Origin of the sequence: uncultured Streptococcus sp. (genome assembly GCF_963456385.1) — a bacterium.
Classification (GTDB): Bacteria; Bacillota; Bacilli; order Lactobacillales; family Streptococcaceae; genus Streptococcus.
Genome location: NZ_CAUOLF010000032.1, coordinates 1 through 17840, shown reverse-complemented (window position 1 = coordinate 17840; position 17840 = coordinate 1). Strand labels below are relative to the sequence as shown.

The following is a 17840-nucleotide window of genomic DNA, read 5'->3' as shown; positions in this document are numbered from 1 at the left end:
CGGACAGACTGACCTTGCTCCAGCACAGCATGCTGGTCCAGATAGCCAGCCGTCACATACTTGGACCACTCGACCTTACCTTCGTCTGGCAGCATTTTACCCGTCACAATGCTCATAAAGGTTGACTTTCCCTCACCATTGGCACCGACTAAGCCGATATGCTCACCCTTAAGGAGGCGGAAGGATACATCCTCAAAAATAGCCCGGTCTCCGAAACCGTGGCTGAGATTTTTTACTTCTAAGATACTCATTTTTTCTCCTCTATCATTGATTGCAGTTCCTTGATTATACCATCAAAAGGGATTTTTTGGCAAGACAGAAGAAAAGGAAAAGCGAGCCACTTAAGTCTCGCTTGCTTGTTCTCAATTCGCATGATGTGTATGCTTGGTAATCCACTGGGTCAGCTTGATCTTCAGCCAAAATCCATAAATACCAAAGGTAACAATGGTCAGCAACCACCACTTGATCCAATTCCCAAAAAGTTGCATAGCAGTACCGTCAAAGTAAAGACGGTGCCCGTCAATAACTGTATGTTTTATCTTCCAATTATACAGAATACACATGCCCCAAGGTGCACAAATTCCCAGCGTAAATACTGTAATCAAGGTAGCCAAAATCACATGACCCATGTAAGAAAAGAGACCACCATCAAAATAAGACTCTTTGTACATACTATCTCTCCCTTAAACTAACTCTTTCAGAAACTGAATCAGGGTTTCTGCCGAGCGTTTACCAGCTTCAAGAATGAATTCATCAAAAGTGACATTGGCATCATGGCTAGCTGTGTCGCTCATGGCCCGAATAACCATAAAGGGCAGGCCAATCGAATGTGTGGCTTGAGCAATAGCTGCGCCTTCCATCTCGACAGCCAAGACATCTGGGAAATGCTCCTTGATGCGGTCAATCTTGTCTTGACCAGCAACAAAGCTGTCACCAGTCGCAATCAAACCTACTCTGGCCTTTTGATGGGTCTTATCCAAAATTTTCTTCATTTCGGCAACCAGATAGCGGCTCGCTTCAAAATAGAGTGGCTGCCGTGCCATCTGACCGTAGTCATAGCCAAAAGCCGTCACGTCCACATCATGGTAGACCAGACGATCTGCAACCACCACATCGCCGATAGCTAGACCTTCTGCCACTGCTCCAGCTGAGCCTGTGTTAATCACGGCTGTGACCTTGAAGTCATTGACCAAAACAGCCACGCTCATAGCAGACATAACCTTGCCAATCCCGCTTTCGACCAACACCACTTCATGATAGCCGATGGAGCCCGTATGATAGACATGGCCCAAACGCAGGTGCTTCTGCGGGTTTTCTAAATGCTCCAACAGAATCTTCAACTCCTCGGGCATGGCTGCGATAATTCCAATTTTCATATAATACCTCAAATCATCTGATGAAAAAGAAGCTTAGACAGGCTAGGCTTCCTTTTAAGTGCAATAGAGCAGTTTTTTAAGGCCACCAAATAATAGCTGCAATCAAACCAATCAGTAGGATAACTACCCAAAGGAGAATCTTATTGAGTTTGGCTTGAAAGAGGCTCCGCTTTTGGTTTTCAATCCGACGGCTCTTAGTCACGGTCGGATCAACCTCAATGTGGAGAGTCTCATCCGTAAACTCCTCTTGGTTTTGAGCAGTCTGATAGCCAAAACGACTCTGATTCTGCTGAGACCGAGCTTCTTCATAACCAAAGCGGTTTTGAGGGCTCTGATAACCAAACTGAGTATCCTGTCGGCTAGACTGCTGTGAGCTAAAGGAGCTTCTGCCAGTTGAAAGAATCTTGGTTTCCTCGTCATCCATGAGAGGCGGCCCCGAAATATCCTCACCGCGGTTGGCCCGCTCAATGATTTCATCTGTTAATAAAGCTTTTCCCATTGATCTACGTTCCTAATTTATTCAGATTTTTTTGTTCCCAGTACTGAAGGGCCATGATGGTCTTGGCATCGCAGATGTCACCGTTTTGCAGCAACTGATGTGCCTCCTCCAGACTGACTTCAAAAAGTTCCAATGTTTCATCCTCGTCTTGGGGACGAGGGTTTTCGACCTTTGTCAAATGACTGGCGCTGTAGAGCTTGATTTTTTCATTGCAAAAACCGATGGCAGAGTAGAAATCATAGACTAACTCCAGCTGTCCAGTGTAGCCTGTCTCTTCTTCTAATTCTCGGAGGGCAGCTGCATGAGGATCTGCATTCTCTCCTAGCTCAAGCTTGCCAGCTGGAATCTCGTAAGAAGTCGCTTCAATCGCCTTGCGGTACTGCTTGACCAGAATCATCTTGTCTTCCGGCGTGATGGCTATCACAGCCACTGCTCCATTATGGAAGATCAGATCGCGCTGGGCCTGACCCTTACCTTGCGGCAACTCCACTTGATCCGTGACCACTTGGAAAATCGGGCCTCGATAAATTTCTTTGCGTTGGACGGTTTTTTCTTCAAATTCCATGACTGAACCTACTTATTTTGAGGATGATGAGGAAGACGCTTAGCGTAATCTTCCTTGTTGATCTGACGGCCACGACCCAAAGCAATGGCATCCGCTGGCACATCCTTGGTAATAGTAGAACCTGCACCGACTAGTGAATTGTCACCCAGTTCAACTGGAGCAATAATAGTCGAGTTGGAACCAACAAAGACATTGTCGCCAATGATAGTCTTGTACTTCTTCTGGCCATCATAATTAACCGTAATCGTACCCGCACCAAAGTTGACATTAGCGCCGACTTCAGAGTTTCCAATATAGGTCAAATGACCAGCCTTGGTATTTTCTCCAATTGACGATCCTTTAACTTCTACAAAGTTGCCGACATGGACATCCTTAGCCAGACTAGAACCTGGACGAATGTGAGCGTAAGGCCCGACCGTCACTCCATCTGCAACGCTAGATTCTTCAATCATAGAGTTGGTGATAACGGTCCGTTCTCCAATGACAGAGTCCACGATGTAGGTACCATTGGTCAGAATAGTCTCTGCTCCAATCTTGGTCTGACCTTTTAGGGTCACATTTGCTTCAACCTGAACCTCAGGCGCAATTTCCACATCCACATCGATATAGGTCGCATCTGGATTGACAAAGCTGACACCGTTGACCATATGCTGCTGGTTAATCCGCCGACGCATAATGCTTTCAGCTGTCGCCAAAGCTACGCGGTCATTAACCCCCAGACTCTCATCAAAGTCTTTCAGCGTATAAGCACCGACTTTTTCACCATTTTCGCGGAAAATTCCGATCACATCAGTGATATAGTATTCGCCTTGAGCATTATTGGTATTGATATTTTTGAGGGCTTCAAAGAGACGGGCATTATCAAAGACATAAGTTCCTGTATTGATTTCCTTGATTTGCTGCTCAAAGTCAGAAGCATCTTTCTGCTCAACAATTTTTAATACTTCCTCGTGCTGATTGCGAACGATACGGCCGTAGCCGAAAGGATTGTCTGCTTCTGCTGTCAGGATAGTCGCAACGTTCTTGTGGTTGACATGAAAGTCAATCAGATTTTTCAGGCTTTCTCCTGTAATCAAAGGAGTGTCGCCAGCAATAACCAGCGTCTGACCTGTCAGATTTTCCAAAACAGGCTCTGCCATCATAACGGCATGCCCTGTTCCCAGCTGCTCAGTCTGACGGACAAAGTCTGTCTGACCTGCCAAGACTTGCTCGACTAGCTCTGCCTTGTGGCCAACAACTGTCACGGTCTTTTCTGGATCAATGGCATTGACACTGCGGAAAACATGTTCCAACATGGAAATCCCTGCAACCTTGTGCAGTACCTTTGGTAAATCTGACTTCATGCGAGTACCCTTACCCGCAGCCAAAATAATCGCGTAATTTGTCATCAATTATCTCTTTTCTGTAGGATATCACCTTTATTATATCACTAAAAGGTAATTTTTAAAAATTTAAAATCAAGCCAACCCCATAAAAATCTGCAACAAAAAAACTTTTGCACAAAAAAATCAGCCTTTAAACAGCTGATTTTGCTTCTTTTTCTTTGATTTTCTTTGGAAGATGAACTTTAGCCTTGCCATAATCCTTGAAGACAGCCCGCTGCTTGAAGTAAATTAATTCTCCATCTAAAGCTGTATCTTCGTCCAAATCCATGGTCATATCAATAGAGCGGATGGTCCGAGTCTTAGGGTCAACCACAAAGGCAACCTTACACTTCTCAATGTCGATGGTCGTATCATAATGCTCATCATTATAAGCATAGTAGAAGGCATCGATAAGGTCATAGGCCAAATCACCTTCTGCTGTCACCGAAAACTCATAGCCGCCGTCCACTTTTTTCTTAGTCAGTTCTGACTCATTATCTACCATGACCTGCAGCAAAGCCTTAAAGGAGGACATGCCCGAATAGCCATTGATATGTTTCCGTGAGTCGGTGTCATCAATCGTCTCAAAGCCGTCTTTCTCTTCCAAGTACATCCGATCTTCGCTGAAATAATGGGTCAGTTCTTGATCATCATAGGTTTCGTAAAGCTTGGCTAAATAAGGTGAATCTGAAACAGTCAGCTGTTTAACGGTCTCAGCTTTTCTTTTTTTGTAGCCTTCTAGATAGGTCGACTCAGACAGCCGATCCATGTAGAAACTATCATGGTCGAATTTTTTCAAGGATGCATCCACTACAGCAGATAGCTTAAAGCGGGACTCGATTGCTTCCGCTATGCCTCCTGGTTTAAAGTAGGTATAAAGAAAGGTTCCGCCAATCAGTACAAAGCAGACACAGCCGTAAATGATAAAAAAATGAACCTTCTTCAAAATCAATCCTCCTAGAAGCCTTCTGTCGTTTTATAGCTTTTATTATAAGCTTTTTTAGACCTATTTTCAATCTTTTTTCAGAAACGGTCTTTGAAGACTGTTAAAAAATTAGTTTCTTTGGCCTTATGGATTTATATAGATTACAGGCTTTAATCACTTTCTGTCTTTCCATTAAGATTTTCTTCTTTATCGGCCAATTGTTCCATCCAGATTAGTTCTTTAAATCCTTTGTCAGAAGCTGACTGACAATCCCTTGGTCCCGATAAACCGCATTTACAAGTACATAGTCGATATATCCTGTAGCGGAAAAAATGCTAATTGGTTTTTCAAACTCTCAAAGTCATTGCCAAATGTATCGACAAGGCAAGTATCCTCTGCTTTTTGAATACTTAGTATATCAGCCCTCTTTCTCATTTTTAGCCAACTGCTGGCGAAGCTTGCTAAACCATTCCAACTGGAAGCGGGCCGAATCCAGCCCAAATTCGAGCGTCTTTATTTCAAAATAACCAATCTGGGAAATACTTTCAGCTAAATCAGCCGCCTGACTGGTCTCTATCAGCTCTGTAGCCAGATGGCTGTTCTGCTCTAGATAGGCCTTTACTTTTTCCTGTTCCTCCGTAAAACGAATCGCGTCTTTGACAGCTTCAAACTCTTGGACTTCAACTTCCAGTCCCTCAATGGTCAAATCCAGCATCTGGAGCTGCTCTTTCTTAGGTAGATAACCCATAAAGAGGAATTTCCCCAAGTCCATATTCTTGTTCTTGCTCATGTCGATAGGCGTTTTAAGCCACTCCAAAAACAAGATTCGTCCCGAAGCGGTAATGGCATATTCCTTCTTCATTTTTCCTTTTTCTACGTACTCCGAATAAGTTACAGCCCCTTGCTGGGACAGCTTTTTTAAAGCTGCTTGGATACTGCCTAGACTGTCGCTGCACATGGAGCTGAAATTTTGCCGCATGACCTGACGAATTTCATAAACTGTAAAATGCTTTATCATGAGTAAGCCTAAAATTAATTTGTCCATTTCTCCTCCATATCACGATTTCTTTATATACCTAATAGTAACATTTCTGCTTCGATTTATCAAGGGCAAACAAAAAGCCTATTCAAAAATAGACTTAAGCTTGATCCAGCGGATAGACCTTGCGAAATTCTTCTAGGACGACACCCGTTTCTTGGGAAAATTCCAAACCGGCTTCCGCCAGACACTCCGTGAAAAATTCCTGATGGACTTGTTGCCAGTAGGCCAAGGATTTGTCTCCTTCTCCTTCCTTAAAGGCGTGTTCGGCTGAAACCTCATTAAAAGGCCGCACAGAGACTTTGGTGATTTCAATGATACAGACTGCCCTATCTTGACTGTCTAAAATGACATCAAAACTTCCTGCCTGCGGCAAGGGCTCATTTTCAAGCTTATAGAGCTCATAGGCCGAAGCAGTCGCTGTCTTTTCACCACGAAGCACTAAGTCGGCAAGCTCATCTGCCAAGGCACCAAAGGCCCAGGCGTCAATCTCATCGCCAATCTCTGGATTGATTTTCTTATATGCCTGCCACATTTCTTTTGGGGTCATCATTTCTCCTGTCTTTCTAAAATAAAAATTATTGTTTATAAAAAATCTTCCTACAAAACTGTATTTTTATCAAAATCCATAAAGTCATCATGCTCATAATAGTAAAGCAGAGCCTGTAAACACTCTTGATCAGTTGCTTCTGCTTTCTGCTCCATAACTGACAAGAGAACATCCGCAAAATCTTCACCGTAATAAATCAACTCCAGCTCCTGCTCCCTTACTTGTCTTTGGACTCATTGAAGATACCATTTCTTATGTAAATCCTATTTTTCAAACTGTTTTTAAGACCTTCTTGAAAAACAAGGATAAGATCCTGAACGCACTGGAACTGCCCTACTCAAACGCAAAACTAGAAGCTACTAACAACCTCATCAAAGTCATCAAGCGAAACGCTTTCGGCTTTCGGAACTTTGACAATTTTAAAACTAGAATCCTCATCGCTTTGAACATCAAAAAGGAGAGGACTGATTTAGTCCTCTCCAGATTATAACTTCTCATCAACCCACTACAGTTGACAAAGAGCCCAAAAATCAAACATTTCCCACACTTTCTGAAATCATTTCATCCCCTTACATAGAAAGCAGACACCATTTTATAGCCTCTAGGCATTTCGAGATTTGCTTCCGTAACAAACCTTTGGTAAAATGTTAGTAACACAAGTCTAAAGGAGGCGCTTATGACTCAAAAAACGATCCGTCGCTGGGCTCCCTGGTCTATTTTAGGAAGCTGGCTGATTTATGTTGCAGATATATTGATTGCTATCTCTGACGGTTTTGGAAAGGGATTTTGGCAGCACATGCCTGATTTAGCAGCTTGGAAAGTTGATTTTGCAGGCTATGCCTTACTTCTTTTCCCGCTTTTAGGAATGGGCGTCTATATCCTCTCTATCGGGCTGAGACAAAAATGGCTAGGAATAGTAGGAGCTTGGATTCTCATGACTGTCTGTGTTTTCCTCCACACCAGCTATTTCTATTTTGCCGCCACTTCGCGGCTATATGCCCATAATCCCTCTGCCGATATTGCAAAATTACTAGAAAGCTTTTCAATAGTGAAAAATAACTTTCTGCTTATTTATTTCGTACTTATGGCTGTACTTCTCCTATTTATTGTTATCCTCGTTTTGAGTAAGAAAACGGCTTACCCGCGCTGGTTTGCCCTAACAACTCCCTTAACAGGAATTCTCCTTAGTCGGCTACTCAGCGCTATTGCACCAGCCCTTCGCGAAATGCTTTCTCCTATTCTCATTCCCGCCTTTTGGTTTGCTTTAATGATAACAATAGCCATGATTTTTGCCCTAAAGGACAAAAACTTTACTAACAAGGAAGCAAGTAGCTGTCCTGAAAATTCAGTTCTCCATTTTCCCTAGCATACAAACAGAAATCATCATCTAACTCTTCCGATTTTACAGCCTCAATGATGTCTTTTAAGAAGTAGGTTTGGTTTTTCTTCATTGATCAAAAGTCCCTTTCCATTCATAAGCCGGATAAGCTCCTAGGCACTGATAGCCCAAGCTTTCTGCAACCTTCTTGGAAGCTTCATTGTGCGCATCCCATAGAGGAAAGAGTAAGCGTTTTCGAGCTTCTAAAATCATCTGGGCACCTAAAATTTTGGCCAAGCCCTGTCTTTGGTAGGCTGGCTTGGTGGCAATTTCAATCTCAAGAGCTCCATGATAGACCAATCCTGTCGATACGCCAGCTATGATTTCCTCTCCTGAATAGAGTAAAAAGCCAAAGCCACCCGCCGCTTGAAAATGGTCAAAATCGGAAAAATCACCCTGCAAATCCTGAGACCAGGCTTCCTCAGCCAAACGCTCATAACTCTCCTTATCAATCAGACAAAGGTAGTAGTTTGCAGGTAGCCTGCGCTGCCATTTCTCCAAAGCCTCTGTGTCAAAGGCAACCCTGTCCGCAAAAGCATAGCGAGTAAACTTGCCCAACTCACTCTGACTATCCAAAAACTCTTGCCAGCTGGGCTCCTCGGAGATAATGATCTTGTCAGCCAAGCTGTATTTTGTGCTATAATCCTGCCAAAAATCCGGATCCACCTGACCAGCCGGAAAGATGAAATTTCCTAGTTGGTAAAGGCAGGATGTCTCAGGCATGTTCATAAAGAACTGCCCTAGACCAGCATCCAAGCCATAAATCACCATATTTTTGGTCCAGGATTGGAAAAGGTTCTTAGCTTTTTTCATTGTTCGCATCCTTCATTCACTTACTTCAAACTCCAGCCGCCGTCGATTTTGATAATCTCGCCCTGCATAGCAGCTGCCTTACCACTGGCTAGAAAGAGGCTGATGTCTGCCACTTCCTGAGGATCCAGCCAGCGCTTGATCGGCGTTTCCTCAGCAACCCAGTCTGCCAGTCCGCCTGGCTCAAAATCTGTGGCAGTCATGGCTGTCTTGACTGCGCCCGGCGCTAGGCCAAACACTTGGATATTTTTATCCGCATAGTCTAAGGCTATCTTCTTAGTCAGGCCAGCCAGAGCATGCTTGGAGGCTGTATAGGCAGCACCGCCGCCGCCAGCCAGAAAGCTAGCAATCGAGCACATATTAATGATAATTCCTGACTTTTTCTCCAGCATTTTTTTCAGGTAAAAGCGAGTGATTTTCATAGTCGCGGTCAGATTGAGCGCAAAAATCTGCTCCCAGTCCTCGTCACTTGTCTCGTGCAAGGGACGATAATTGTCCAAGATACCTGCTGTATTGCAGAGAATATCCACCTCGGGCAAGCTGGTGAAGAGCGGTGTCAAATCCCCTGTTAAATCCAACTTGATAAAACGTAGTTCATTGAGAAAGCCTGGATTTTCATCCTTGTCCACCCCATAAACTCGGTAGCCATTTTCCAAAAAGGTCAGAGCCTGAGCTCGGCCGATGCCGGAGCTGGCTCCCGTCACCAATACCGTCTTAGTCATCTACTTCCACCCAATCTGTCGCGAGCACATCACAAGGAGTCGGACTCCACATGGAGAAGCCCTCCCCTTCGCCTGAAACATTGATAAGGAAATAAGGAGTCACTTCAAGAGCCACCCCATTCTGCTCAATCGTATCAAAGAGCTGGACGTAGTTTTCCGCTCCGCCCCAGCCTGTACGCACATATTTTTTCTTGGCCTTAAGGCCAGGTAAAATTTCTTCAAATGTCATGGTTTTCTCCTTTTGTTTAATGATAATCATTGACAAATTCCTTGCTAGCCTTCAGCAGTCATAAGTATATTGAACGACTTTTGCTTGACTGTCAATAATTTTATCTGACGCTTTGCAACAAAGTCTAAAATTAGACCTTCTTCTCCATCTCAACAAAGAGATGAATATCCCCATTGCTTTCCTGCGGGATGCGCCTCACCACTTCAAAGCCCATGTTGAGATAAAGCTGCTGGGCTCGGTGATTGAAGTCAGCCACGGATAGACTTATGACTCGGGGCGCAAATTTTTCCATGATAAAGTCCAGAATTACCTGCAGAAATGCAGCGCCCTGACCTTTTCCACAGTGCATCGGCTTCATCCCCAAACCAAGCTCCAAAGTTCGCTCTCCTTTCTGCTCCAAGCAGAAAAATCCATAAATTTTCTCTTCTCGCATAACTTGATAATAACGGTCCCCACGCGCTTCATGGGAGACCATTTCTTCATAATCCTCCAAGTCATTTTTCAAATCATAAAAGTCATAAGGCGCCTCATAATGCCAGTCCTTAGCAATTTCCAAAGCATGCTGCTGGGTTAGTGGTTCAATCATCATCTACTCCTCCTTTCTCTAAAATTCCCAATAAAAGCGTTTCTGGTCTGCTTTTTCGCTGCAGCCGAGGCTGCGATAGAATTCGTGGGCAGCTGTGCGGGAAATGCCTGAATTAATTCGAATTCCTGTGTAGCCAGCCTCTTTCCCCTTTTCACGCAAAGCTTGCATCAGCGCTCTGCCATGTCCCTGCCCCTGAAAATCCTGAGCGACGGCCAAAGCCAAGAGATTGAGCAAGGACGGGAAATAGAGACAGTCGTATCTAGCCGCATGAGCGTAACCTATGACCTGTCCGCCTTCTTCAGCTACCAAAATCAAATGCTGGTCATTCTCTAGCAGCCTCTTCAGTTGAGCCTTCGTCGCTTCCCTATCGAAGTCATAGCCCAGACACTCAGCATTGAGCCGCTGAATGGCTGCAGCATCTCTTAGTTTTACTTTACGAATCATTTGTCACCTCGTTCTTCTCTTTATTATAGCAGAAAAGCAGTCTCTTTGACTGCTTTCAATGAACTATTCTCCTATCTGTCCCTTCAACCAAGACTCCGCCTCTTCTAAAGGCTGGTCTGTTAGGACATCGGGCTGAATTGCCTCGTTCTCATAAAGCTTGCCCGTGCGATCTAGGATACTCGAGGTAGTCAAGAGCAAAACCGCTCCATCATACAGTTGATAATAATTATTTCCCGTAGTATAGCTTGCCGTTGGCTGACCAAATATTTTAACGCTTTCCAGTCCCTTAAAAGCTAAAACAGTCATTTCTCCTGAGCTTCCTGTACGTTCATTGGTAAGGACGGCTATTGGCACTTTCTTTGCTTTCTCATCAGTCTGTTCCAGACCAAGCTGCTTCAGAACATCTGATCGCGAAACCGCGCTCTTGCTTCCATTTTTTTCAACGAATTGGAAGAGATCTTCATCAGGCAAAAGAGAGGACAGTCCCGCAATCATCGGATACATATTCCCGCCGGTATTGTCTCTCAAATCCACAAGAACCGCCTGATAGTCATCCTTTTTAAGAGCTGCTGACAGTTTCTTAGCATAAGCCTCCGCTGCCTGCGCATCACCTGTGAAAGCAGGAACTTTTACATAGAGAATACCCTCCCGATTCTGCACTTCAGGCTGATTTTTGCTTTCTGGACCGTTTTCGGGATTATCCTGTGGACTTAAAAAATAAGAATGCTTTCCGCCAGCCTCTTTGGTTAATTCTTCCAAGACGGGATAGGTATCTTGATAAGTCTTGGCTGATTCAAGCTTCTCCAAGGCTTTCTTCTTCTCATTTTCCCAATCTTTGTCCGTATAAAGACCGAAATCAAGCTTTTTTACAACCGAGCGAGCGTAGTCCTGCGGACTAGGTGGAAAAAGAAAAATTCCATAGTCTGGACCAAAGTAGGCTAGAAAACCTATTAAAAGAGCAAGCAAAACCAGTACTGTCCCCAAGCAACCTAAAAGGACTTTTTTCATAATCGCACAACCTTTCTAGTGAGGATTTCTGAGCTGATTATAGCAAAATAGAGACACGTTTTCCATGTCTCTACCTTACATTTATCATCGTCAATCTTACATTTTTGTAAGATTCTTTCGTTTAAATCTACAGAAGCTTATTTCCATCTCTCACTCTTGGAACATGCAATCATCAAACCAGACCCAGCTAGAACTGCCAGAATAACAAGACAGATATTTTTCAGTGGATAGAGCCAGTCTTTATTTTCCTCATGCCACCTTGACTTCCAAAGCCGAACATACTCAGCATGCATATCTTCAGGCTGGTTCAACTGAATATTGATCACAATCGCCAGTAAGATCAGGGCAAGCAAAGCAAAGGCAAAGAGCCAGATTTTCTTCTTTTGGGTTAGATTAAGGTTCTTCATTCTTTTCTACTTTTACTTTCTTTTTAATAGCAATACTCTATCCCAACTTCTCTTTTACAGCGATTTCAGAGTTTCGATAGCCATAAAAGGCATAGATGAGACTTCCCAGCGCTAGGGCAATTCCAAAGGCCTGCCAGGTTTCCTTGGTATACTGGGTCATGAAGGACAGGCAGATAATAATGGATAAAATCGGTGTCAGAGGTACTAGAGGTGTTTTGAATTCTCCAGCTTTGGGCATTCCTTGATCTTTCCGCAATTTCAAGACTGCCACAGCCAATAAAATCAGATAAGCTAAGGTACAGATATTGAGGAAAGAGGCGATGCTAGCCAAGGGGAAGATACCGGCACAAACAGCCGAGGCAATCCCTACTAAAATCGTGGCATTCTTTGGCACCCGACTGGTCTCTGTCAATTTCTTGAAAGAGCCAGGCAAGAGACCATCACGCGCAATACTGTAAATCATCCGCGACAGGGCGTAGGTCATGGAGATGCAGACAGTAATCAGGGTCAAAATCGCAACGACAGAGATATAGTTAGCTGCCCAGCCAAGTCCGACGCTGCGCAGGGCAAAGGCCACCGCATCAGAGACATCCAGCTTGCTATAGTGGACAATCCCAGTCAAGACCAAGGTCACCAAAATATAGAGAATGGTCACGATGCTCAAGGACAAAACAATCCCGCGCGGAACGTTCTTTTGGGGCTCCTTGATTTCATCGACCGCCATGGAAATGGACTCAAAGCCTAGAAAAGCAAAGAACATGAGTGAAGCCCCAGCCATGATGCCGACCTTACCGCCATAAATTTCTCCAAAACCAAAAGGTGCAAAGTTAGACCAATTTTCTGGTTTGATGAAGAAAAATCCTGCAATGATAAAGAGTGCCAAGGCTGAGAACTTCAAGACCACCAAGGCTGAGTTGAAGCGCAGGGCTGCCTTGGAGTTCAGAAGGACGACTCCTGTAACAAAAACCAAGACCAGAATAGGCAGCAAGTCCACGTAAGTACCTGCTTTTGGATTGAAGGTACCATTCAGAACTGTCGGCAGCTGGATACCAAAGCCGCTCAGCAAGCCCTTCAGATAAGAGCCCCAGCCAGAGGCAACACCTGAGATAGCTGTCATGAACTCCATGATGGTTAGCCAACCAGCCAGCCAAGCAGGAAATTCCCCCAGAACCGCATAGATATAACTGTAAGCTCCGCCATTGGCCGGAATCCGTGAGGCAAACTCAGCGTAAAAAAGTGCCGAAATACTCACACAAAGCGCTGAAATGACGATTGAGACAGTCAGAGCTGGCCCAGCATATTTGGCCGCTCCAGTCCCTGTAATAGTGAAAATTCCAGTTCCTACCATTGCTCCAATACCAAGCAAAATTAAATCAGGAATTTTCAAGTGACGGCGCATGCCCGTTCTATCCTTACTGGCATCTTTTTTTCTAAATATATTCATCTATTTTTACTCTCCTAATTGCATTAACGTTCTATTTTATCATATTTCCACTCTTTTAGGAATCTTTGTCAGAAATTTTCCGAAAAAAGAAAGGCTGAGAGAAGTCTCAGCCTAAGTCTTTAAAATAGATGAAAGGTATATGAAGCCTGTCTCTGCTATTACATAGCCACAATTTTGCGATAGCTGCGAGATGTGATGAGAAAGACACCGACATATACTGCAATAAATAGAGCACAAACACCCAGAGTCACCACTAACATAAGACTTGCGTTGAGCACGCCCAACATCTGTAAAATGAGACTGAGCATGTGATAGGCAAAAGCCAAATGAAGGAAGGCAAAGATTAGGGGCAGGAAGAAGACAGTCTGTACTTGTTTACGAATGGTCTTTCTAGTCTGTTGCTCGTCTAAGCCGACTTTCTGTAGGATGATGAAGCGGTCACGGTCTTCGAAACCTTCGGAAATTTGCTTGTAGTAAATAACCAGCACTGTTCCCATCATGAAGACAATAGAGAGGAAAATCCCTATAAAGAAGACACCACCCAGCATACCCTTAATTTCAAGTATACCAATCACACCAGTTTGACCGTGGACACCACCGGCACCTTCTGGCAGAGACTGGTTATAATCCGCCATTTTCTTTTGATAGATTGTATCCAGCTTAGCCTTTTCATCTTCGGATGCTTCAATATCCAAACTACCATAGAGTACAGGATTAATAGCTTGCTGCTCCATCTGCGGAGCCAAGAGTTGACTAGGATCCTTGGCTACTAGATACAGCCCTTTAGGAATGATGATATTATACTCATCTGGAATATTGTGAAAGATAAAATCTTCAGACAGGACTTTCTTGATCGTCAAGTTTTGGCCAGCCAGCTGCAGAGGCTGCTTATAATCCAGATCCACTCCCTTATTAAAGACAGCAATCTCATTTTCCTGCAAAGATAGATCCTTTCCTGTCAACTTTTCGTAATCCTCGCTGGAAAACATCAAGATATAGGTATTAGGTGACACAGCCCATTGTCCCTTAGGATAAATATCTAGGCTGTTACCCTCTTTTTTCTTGACACCCATTGAATAAAACTGATAGGTCTCCTGTTGCTTGACCTTCAGCTGATTCTCTGCTACAAACTCTGTCAAGACCTGATCCAGCTGTTCTTTTTTTGCATTCACACCGCCATTGATAGAGAAATCATGCGGAAACATAAGTTTCTGCATAAATTCCGCGCCAGAATAGATGTTCATACCGGCAGAGAAGGTCACTAGAACCATTGTCGATAGGATGGAAATAGTAGCCAGCCCCACTGCATTTTTCTTCATCCGGTAAATAAGATTTGAGACGGAAATCATATTATTGGGCTGGTAGTAATACTTTTTGTTCTTTTGCAGAAGCTGCAGAAAGACTGTAATACCAGCATTAAAGAGCAGGTAGGTTCCTAAAATGACTAAGAGGACTGCTCCAAAAAAGATGAAGATTGCTTCCATAGGATTCCGCACAGTCTGAGCCAGATAGTAGCCGTAGAGCAGAGCTGCCAGGCCAATAAAGGTCTGTGGCAGTAAAAAACGGCTCTTCTTCTCTCCGCTGGCCTTTTCCTTAGACATCTTCAGGGAATCAAAACGCAGAATTCGCCAACCATTAACAAAGACCAAGCCTGCAAAAATAAAGCCATAGAAAATAAAAACAAGAATCAAGACCGGTAGCTGGAAAGTCGAAACCAGAACCACCTTGGTTCCCATGAGCTTGAGCAAAAGGGCATAAATCAGCTGGTCAAAGAGAACACCAATAGTCAGCCCCAAGCTTACAGCCACTAGCCCGAAAATCAGAAGCTCAATAAAAGTCATAACAAAGAGATGGCGTTTATTGAGACCTAGCATACCATAAAGCCCCAGCTCCTTGGAGCGATTCTTCATAACAAATTGATTGGCATAAAAGACAATAATTCCAGCTGTGATGTTCACAATAACAACCCCTAGGACCAAAACAAGGACAACAGAGCTGGCACCTGTCATTTTGGATAGATTGGGATTAAAAGCCAAGGAGTTGAAAATATAAGAAATGGCTACAGCCACACAGGTAGCCAGTGCAAACGGATAATAGAGACGGCGGTTCTTAATCAGATTGGATACCGCCAATTTTGCTGCTAATCGAAACACTAGTCCTTCACCTCACTTGCCATAACTGTCAGAGTATCAGAAATCTCTTGGAACATCTGCCGCTCGGTCTTGTCACCGCGGAAGATTTGATTATAAAGAATCCCATCCTTGATAAAGAGCACCCGCTTGGCGCGGCTAGCCGCTGCAGTTGAGTGGGTCACCATGAGAATGGTTTGACCGCGGGCATTGATATCATCAAAGACATCCAACAACGCTGCCGAAGACTTGGAATCCAAGGCTCCCGTCGGCTCATCCGCCAGCAGAATCTCAGGGTCTGTGATGATAGCCCGGGCCACTGCAACTCTCTGCTTCTGACCACCGGAAATCTCATAAGGAAACTTCTCTTGGAGTTTATTTATCCCCAGCTCATTGCAGGTGGTGACCAGCTTTTGCATCATCTCGGTAATGGGACGACGAGAGAGAACCAGAGGCAGAAGAATATTATCCTTGACCGATAGGGTGTCCAAAAGGTTGAAATCCTGAAAGACAAATCCTAATTTCTCCCGGCGGAAGCTGGAAGCCTGGCTGTTTTTGATGGTTGCCGTGTCAGTTCCGTTGAGAAAGACGCGGCCCTCAGTCGGCTTGTCCAGCATGGCTAGGATGTTGAGCAGAGTGGATTTCCCGGAGCCTGACTCCCCCATGATGGCGACATATTCGCCTTTTTCTACCGTAAAGTGAATGTCCTTCAGTGCCTCTACTTGACTGCCCTGAAAGCGGGTTTTATAAATTTTTTTCACATGTTGTACGTCTAATAATGTCATACTCGAACCTCTTCTTTATTTAACTTGATACTACTATCATACCGGAAAGACAGACAAGTTTCCATAACCTAATCTTTCATTTTGCCCGCCAATCTTACATTTTTGTCATCTTGTGCTCCAAGACGGATAAAGAGAAAAGTCAACTGACCTTTCTCTCATCCTTGAATACTGGAAACTCTCAGTGACTGTACTGCAGCCAGAAATAATATTGACTGGAAGCACAGCCTAGACGAGTCTTCTCGATTTCTTCCTTGGAAATCTTTTGAGCTTTAGGTTTACTTTGGCGATGGTTAAAAAGATTGATTTTCATAGCGGGCCTCCTTCTTGAAATCTGATTATTAGTTTGGAAGATAGTTATCTTCTTTTTCTTTACACTTATAGGATACCGAATTCCCAGGCTAGCTGCCATAAGATAACCTTTCATTTTAGCCTTTAAACTTACATTTTTGTCACTTATAAAAAATAGTTTTCGATTGCCCTTAAACTGCGTCAATAGGCCAAAATTCAACGATAACTATCGGCTTCTTTCATCAAGCACATAAAAAACAAGCGTCAACGTTCATTGACACTTGTTTTCTGTTTTATTTTTTGAAACGAATCCCGAAATAAACCCCACAACCAACTATCAGAATCAGACCGAAAGCAAGTAGCGTAAAGCTGATTTCTGTACCTGTGAAAGGTAGAATTTTCTTCGTCTTTCCCCTATCTCCAGGTTTATCTTGGTCTTTTTCTATTGGTTTATCTTGATTTGATTTTTTCGGATCTGGTTCATCTGTTTTTTTAGACGGATCCTTGTCTGGGCCAGTCGGTTTCGTTTGGTCAGTTACGACTAACGTCCCATCCTTGTATTCTACTGTATTTCCATCAGCATTTACAACCGTTACTGTGCCATCGAGATTCACTTGGAACACAATGTCGGTAACAGCTAAGTAACCGGTTGGGGCTGCAGCTTCATGGAAGGTATATACCCCAGGAGCTAGTTCAAGCTCGTGCGATGTATTTGCTTCTGAAGTCCATTTTGCTACAGGATTACCAGTTGCCTCTTTGCCTTGGAAAATTTGAATCTCTGCACCAGCAATCTCAGTACCGCCAAGGTTGACCTTACTGAAGGTCACCTTACGTGGAAGATCATCGTCTTTATCCGTTACTGTAACAGTTGAGCCGTTTGTTACGACCTTGTTCTCTTCACCCTTAGAGTCTTTCTCGCCGACATTGGTTACTTCTACTGTTCCGTCAGTTTTTACTTGGAAAGTAATGTCTGTCACTTTGAGGTAGCCGGTTGGTGCGGCTTCCTCATGGAAAGTATAAGTACCAGGAGTCAAGTTCAATTCTTCAGACTTACCAGCTTCAGATGTCCAGCTTTCTACTGGATTGCCTTCTGCCTTGTCGCCCTTGTAGATCTTGATTTGAGCTCCTGCGATTTCAGTTCCACCAAGGTTAACTTTACTGAAAGTAATGGCTTTTGGACTATCATCGTCTTTATCCGTTACTGTAACAGTTGAGCCGTTGGTTACGACCTTGTTGTCTTCACCCTTAGCGTCCTTCTCACCAACATTGGTCACTTCCACTGTGCCGTCATG

The 17840-nt window shown here is 43.9% G+C and carries 23 protein-coding genes and 1 pseudogene; 2 read left to right on the top strand and 22 right to left on the bottom strand.

Annotated features, from left to right (window positions below):
- From RP262_RS10805 to RP262_RS10760, 10 genes are all read right to left on the bottom strand, one after another.
- A partial coding sequence (locus RP262_RS10805; RefSeq protein ID WP_311155148.1) for an ATP-binding cassette domain-containing protein occupies positions 1-251 on the bottom strand: 251 nt, incomplete at its 3' end.
- Positions 252-362: 111 nt separating this feature from the next.
- Entirely contained in the window at positions 363-671 is a 309-nt protein-coding gene (locus tag RP262_RS10800) for a DUF898 domain-containing protein (RefSeq protein ID WP_227963787.1), read from the bottom strand.
- 12 nt (positions 672-683) lie between these two features.
- Positions 684-1376, bottom strand: a complete 693-nt coding sequence (locus RP262_RS10795; protein WP_002920681.1) for a 5'-methylthioadenosine/adenosylhomocysteine nucleosidase — start codon at positions 1374-1376, stop codon at positions 684-686.
- A gap of 76 nt (positions 1377-1452) precedes the next feature.
- Positions 1453-1875 (bottom strand): cell wall synthase accessory phosphoprotein MacP, encoded by a 423-nt coding sequence (gene macP, locus RP262_RS10790; protein WP_002905026.1) that lies wholly within the window; start codon positions 1873-1875, stop codon positions 1453-1455.
- Positions 1876-1879: 4 nt separating this feature from the next.
- On the bottom strand, positions 1880-2440 hold the full coding sequence (locus RP262_RS10785; RefSeq protein WP_311155147.1) for an NUDIX hydrolase: 561 nt from the start codon (positions 2438-2440) through the stop codon (positions 1880-1882).
- An 8-nt stretch (positions 2441-2448) separates the two neighbouring features.
- Positions 2449-3828 carry a bifunctional UDP-N-acetylglucosamine diphosphorylase/glucosamine-1-phosphate N-acetyltransferase GlmU gene (gene glmU / locus RP262_RS10780; protein ID WP_311155146.1) on the bottom strand — a complete coding sequence of 460 codons (1380 nt, stop codon included), beginning with the start codon at positions 3826-3828 and terminating at the stop codon, positions 2449-2451.
- Between the two features lie 127 nt (positions 3829-3955).
- Positions 3956-4750, bottom strand: a complete 795-nt coding sequence (locus tag RP262_RS10775) for a hypothetical protein (RefSeq protein WP_311155145.1) — start codon at positions 4748-4750, stop codon at positions 3956-3958.
- 397 nt (positions 4751-5147) lie between these two features.
- Positions 5148-5774 (bottom strand): PadR family transcriptional regulator, encoded by a 627-nt coding sequence (locus RP262_RS10770; RefSeq protein ID WP_125351192.1) that lies wholly within the window; start codon positions 5772-5774, stop codon positions 5148-5150.
- A 94-nt stretch (positions 5775-5868) separates the two neighbouring features.
- Complete coding sequence (locus tag RP262_RS10765) at positions 5869-6318, bottom strand: ASCH domain-containing protein (protein ID WP_311155144.1); 450 nt, start codon at positions 6316-6318, stop codon at positions 5869-5871.
- A 50-nt stretch (positions 6319-6368) separates the two neighbouring features.
- On the bottom strand, positions 6369-6518 hold the full coding sequence (locus RP262_RS10760) for a hypothetical protein (protein ID WP_311155143.1): 150 nt from the start codon (positions 6516-6518) through the stop codon (positions 6369-6371).
- Between the two features lie 26 nt (positions 6519-6544).
- On the opposite strand from RP262_RS10760, the pseudogene RP262_RS10755 reads away from it, so the two are divergent.
- Positions 6545-6808 (top strand): annotated as a pseudogene (locus RP262_RS10755) (transposase); the annotation flags it as partial.
- 186 nt (positions 6809-6994) lie between these two features.
- The gene (locus tag RP262_RS10750) at positions 6995-7684 is read left to right on the top strand and encodes a DUF6796 family protein (protein WP_032909682.1); all 690 of its coding nucleotides are present in this window, start codon (positions 6995-6997) and stop codon (positions 7682-7684) included.
- 81 nt (positions 7685-7765) lie between these two features.
- Here the strand turns inward: RP262_RS10750 and RP262_RS10745 are convergent, their stop codons facing one another.
- The 12 genes from RP262_RS10745 to RP262_RS10690 form a co-directional block, all read right to left on the bottom strand.
- Positions 7766-8509 carry a GNAT family N-acetyltransferase gene (locus RP262_RS10745; protein WP_311155142.1) on the bottom strand — a complete coding sequence of 248 codons (744 nt, stop codon included), beginning with the start codon at positions 8507-8509 and terminating at the stop codon, positions 7766-7768.
- A gap of 20 nt (positions 8510-8529) precedes the next feature.
- Entirely contained in the window at positions 8530-9228 is a 699-nt protein-coding gene (locus tag RP262_RS10740) for a 3-oxoacyl-ACP reductase (protein WP_311155141.1), read from the bottom strand.
- On the bottom strand, positions 9221-9457 hold the full coding sequence (locus tag RP262_RS10735) for a DUF2829 domain-containing protein (protein ID WP_002899859.1): 237 nt from the start codon (positions 9455-9457) through the stop codon (positions 9221-9223). The genes RP262_RS10740 and RP262_RS10735 overlap by 8 nt, the downstream gene beginning before the upstream one ends.
- 130 nt (positions 9458-9587) lie before the next feature.
- Positions 9588-10046 carry a GNAT family N-acetyltransferase gene (locus tag RP262_RS10730; RefSeq protein ID WP_311155140.1) on the bottom strand — a complete coding sequence of 153 codons (459 nt, stop codon included), beginning with the start codon at positions 10044-10046 and terminating at the stop codon, positions 9588-9590.
- 15 nt (positions 10047-10061) lie between these two features.
- Positions 10062-10487: a GNAT family N-acetyltransferase gene (locus RP262_RS10725; protein WP_223310184.1), complete on the bottom strand. Its 426-nt coding sequence runs from the start codon at positions 10485-10487 to the stop codon at positions 10062-10064.
- Positions 10488-10550: 63 nt separating this feature from the next.
- Positions 10551-11495, bottom strand: a complete 945-nt coding sequence (locus RP262_RS10720; RefSeq protein WP_311155139.1) for a S41 family peptidase — start codon at positions 11493-11495, stop codon at positions 10551-10553.
- 137 nt (positions 11496-11632) lie between these two features.
- Positions 11633-11902 carry a hypothetical protein gene (locus RP262_RS10715; RefSeq protein WP_311155138.1) on the bottom strand — a complete coding sequence of 90 codons (270 nt, stop codon included), beginning with the start codon at positions 11900-11902 and terminating at the stop codon, positions 11633-11635.
- 37 nt (positions 11903-11939) lie between these two features.
- Entirely contained in the window at positions 11940-13346 is a 1407-nt protein-coding gene (locus RP262_RS10710; RefSeq protein WP_311155137.1) for an amino acid permease, read from the bottom strand.
- Positions 13347-13504: 158 nt separating this feature from the next.
- A complete protein-coding gene (locus RP262_RS10705) occupies positions 13505-15499 on the bottom strand; it encodes an ABC transporter permease (RefSeq protein WP_311155136.1) in 1995 nt (664 codons plus the stop codon).
- The gene (locus RP262_RS10700) at positions 15499-16260 is read right to left on the bottom strand and encodes an ABC transporter ATP-binding protein (protein ID WP_002894797.1); all 762 of its coding nucleotides are present in this window, start codon (positions 16258-16260) and stop codon (positions 15499-15501) included. Before RP262_RS10700 ends, RP262_RS10705 begins: the two co-directional genes overlap by 1 nt.
- A 178-nt stretch (positions 16261-16438) precedes the next feature.
- Entirely contained in the window at positions 16439-16570 is a 132-nt protein-coding gene (locus tag RP262_RS10695; protein ID WP_009659231.1) for a hypothetical protein, read from the bottom strand.
- A gap of 271 nt (positions 16571-16841) precedes the next feature.
- Positions 16842-17840: SpaA isopeptide-forming pilin-related protein (locus RP262_RS10690; RefSeq protein WP_311155135.1), on the bottom strand; the 999-nt coding region annotated here is incomplete at its 5' end.

Coding starts and splice junctions, on each gene's coding strand:
- RP262_RS10800 (WP_227963787.1), bottom strand. CDS start 671: ATGTACAAAGAGTCTTATTTTGATGGTGGTCTCTTTTCTTACATGGGT.
- RP262_RS10795 (WP_002920681.1), bottom strand. CDS start 1,376: ATGAAAATTGGAATTATCGCAGCCATGCCCGAGGAGTTGAAGATTCTG.
- macP (WP_002905026.1), bottom strand. CDS start 1,875: ATGGGAAAAGCTTTATTAACAGATGAAATCATTGAGCGGGCCAACCGC.
- RP262_RS10785 (WP_311155147.1), bottom strand. CDS start 2,440: ATGGAATTTGAAGAAAAAACCGTCCAACGCAAAGAAATTTATCGAGGC.
- glmU (WP_311155146.1), bottom strand. CDS start 3,828: ATGACAAATTACGCGATTATTTTGGCTGCGGGTAAGGGTACTCGCATG.
- RP262_RS10770 (WP_125351192.1), bottom strand. CDS start 5,774: ATGGACAAATTAATTTTAGGCTTACTCATGATAAAGCATTTTACAGTT.
- RP262_RS10765 (WP_311155144.1), bottom strand. CDS start 6,318: ATGACCCCAAAAGAAATGTGGCAGGCATATAAGAAAATCAATCCAGAG.
- RP262_RS10750 (WP_032909682.1), top strand. CDS start 6,995: ATGACTCAAAAAACGATCCGTCGCTGGGCTCCCTGGTCTATTTTAGGA.
- RP262_RS10745 (WP_311155142.1), bottom strand. CDS start 8,509: ATGAAAAAAGCTAAGAACCTTTTCCAATCCTGGACCAAAAATATGGTG.
- RP262_RS10740 (WP_311155141.1), bottom strand. CDS start 9,228: ATGACTAAGACGGTATTGGTGACGGGAGCCAGCTCCGGCATCGGCCGA.
- RP262_RS10735 (WP_002899859.1), bottom strand. CDS start 9,457: ATGACATTTGAAGAAATTTTACCTGGCCTTAAGGCCAAGAAAAAATAT.
- RP262_RS10730 (WP_311155140.1), bottom strand. CDS start 10,046: ATGATGATTGAACCACTAACCCAGCAGCATGCTTTGGAAATTGCTAAG.
- RP262_RS10725 (WP_223310184.1), bottom strand. CDS start 10,487: ATGATTCGTAAAGTAAAACTAAGAGATGCTGCAGCCATTCAGCGGCTC.
- RP262_RS10720 (WP_311155139.1), bottom strand. CDS start 11,495: ATGAAAAAAGTCCTTTTAGGTTGCTTGGGGACAGTACTGGTTTTGCTT.
- RP262_RS10715 (WP_311155138.1), bottom strand. CDS start 11,902: ATGAAGAACCTTAATCTAACCCAAAAGAAGAAAATCTGGCTCTTTGCC.
- RP262_RS10710 (WP_311155137.1), bottom strand. CDS start 13,346: ATGAATATATTTAGAAAAAAAGATGCCAGTAAGGATAGAACGGGCATG.
- RP262_RS10700 (WP_002894797.1), bottom strand. CDS start 16,260: ATGACATTATTAGACGTACAACATGTGAAAAAAATTTATAAAACCCGC.
- RP262_RS10695 (WP_009659231.1), bottom strand. CDS start 16,570: ATGAAAATCAATCTTTTTAACCATCGCCAAAGTAAACCTAAAGCTCAA.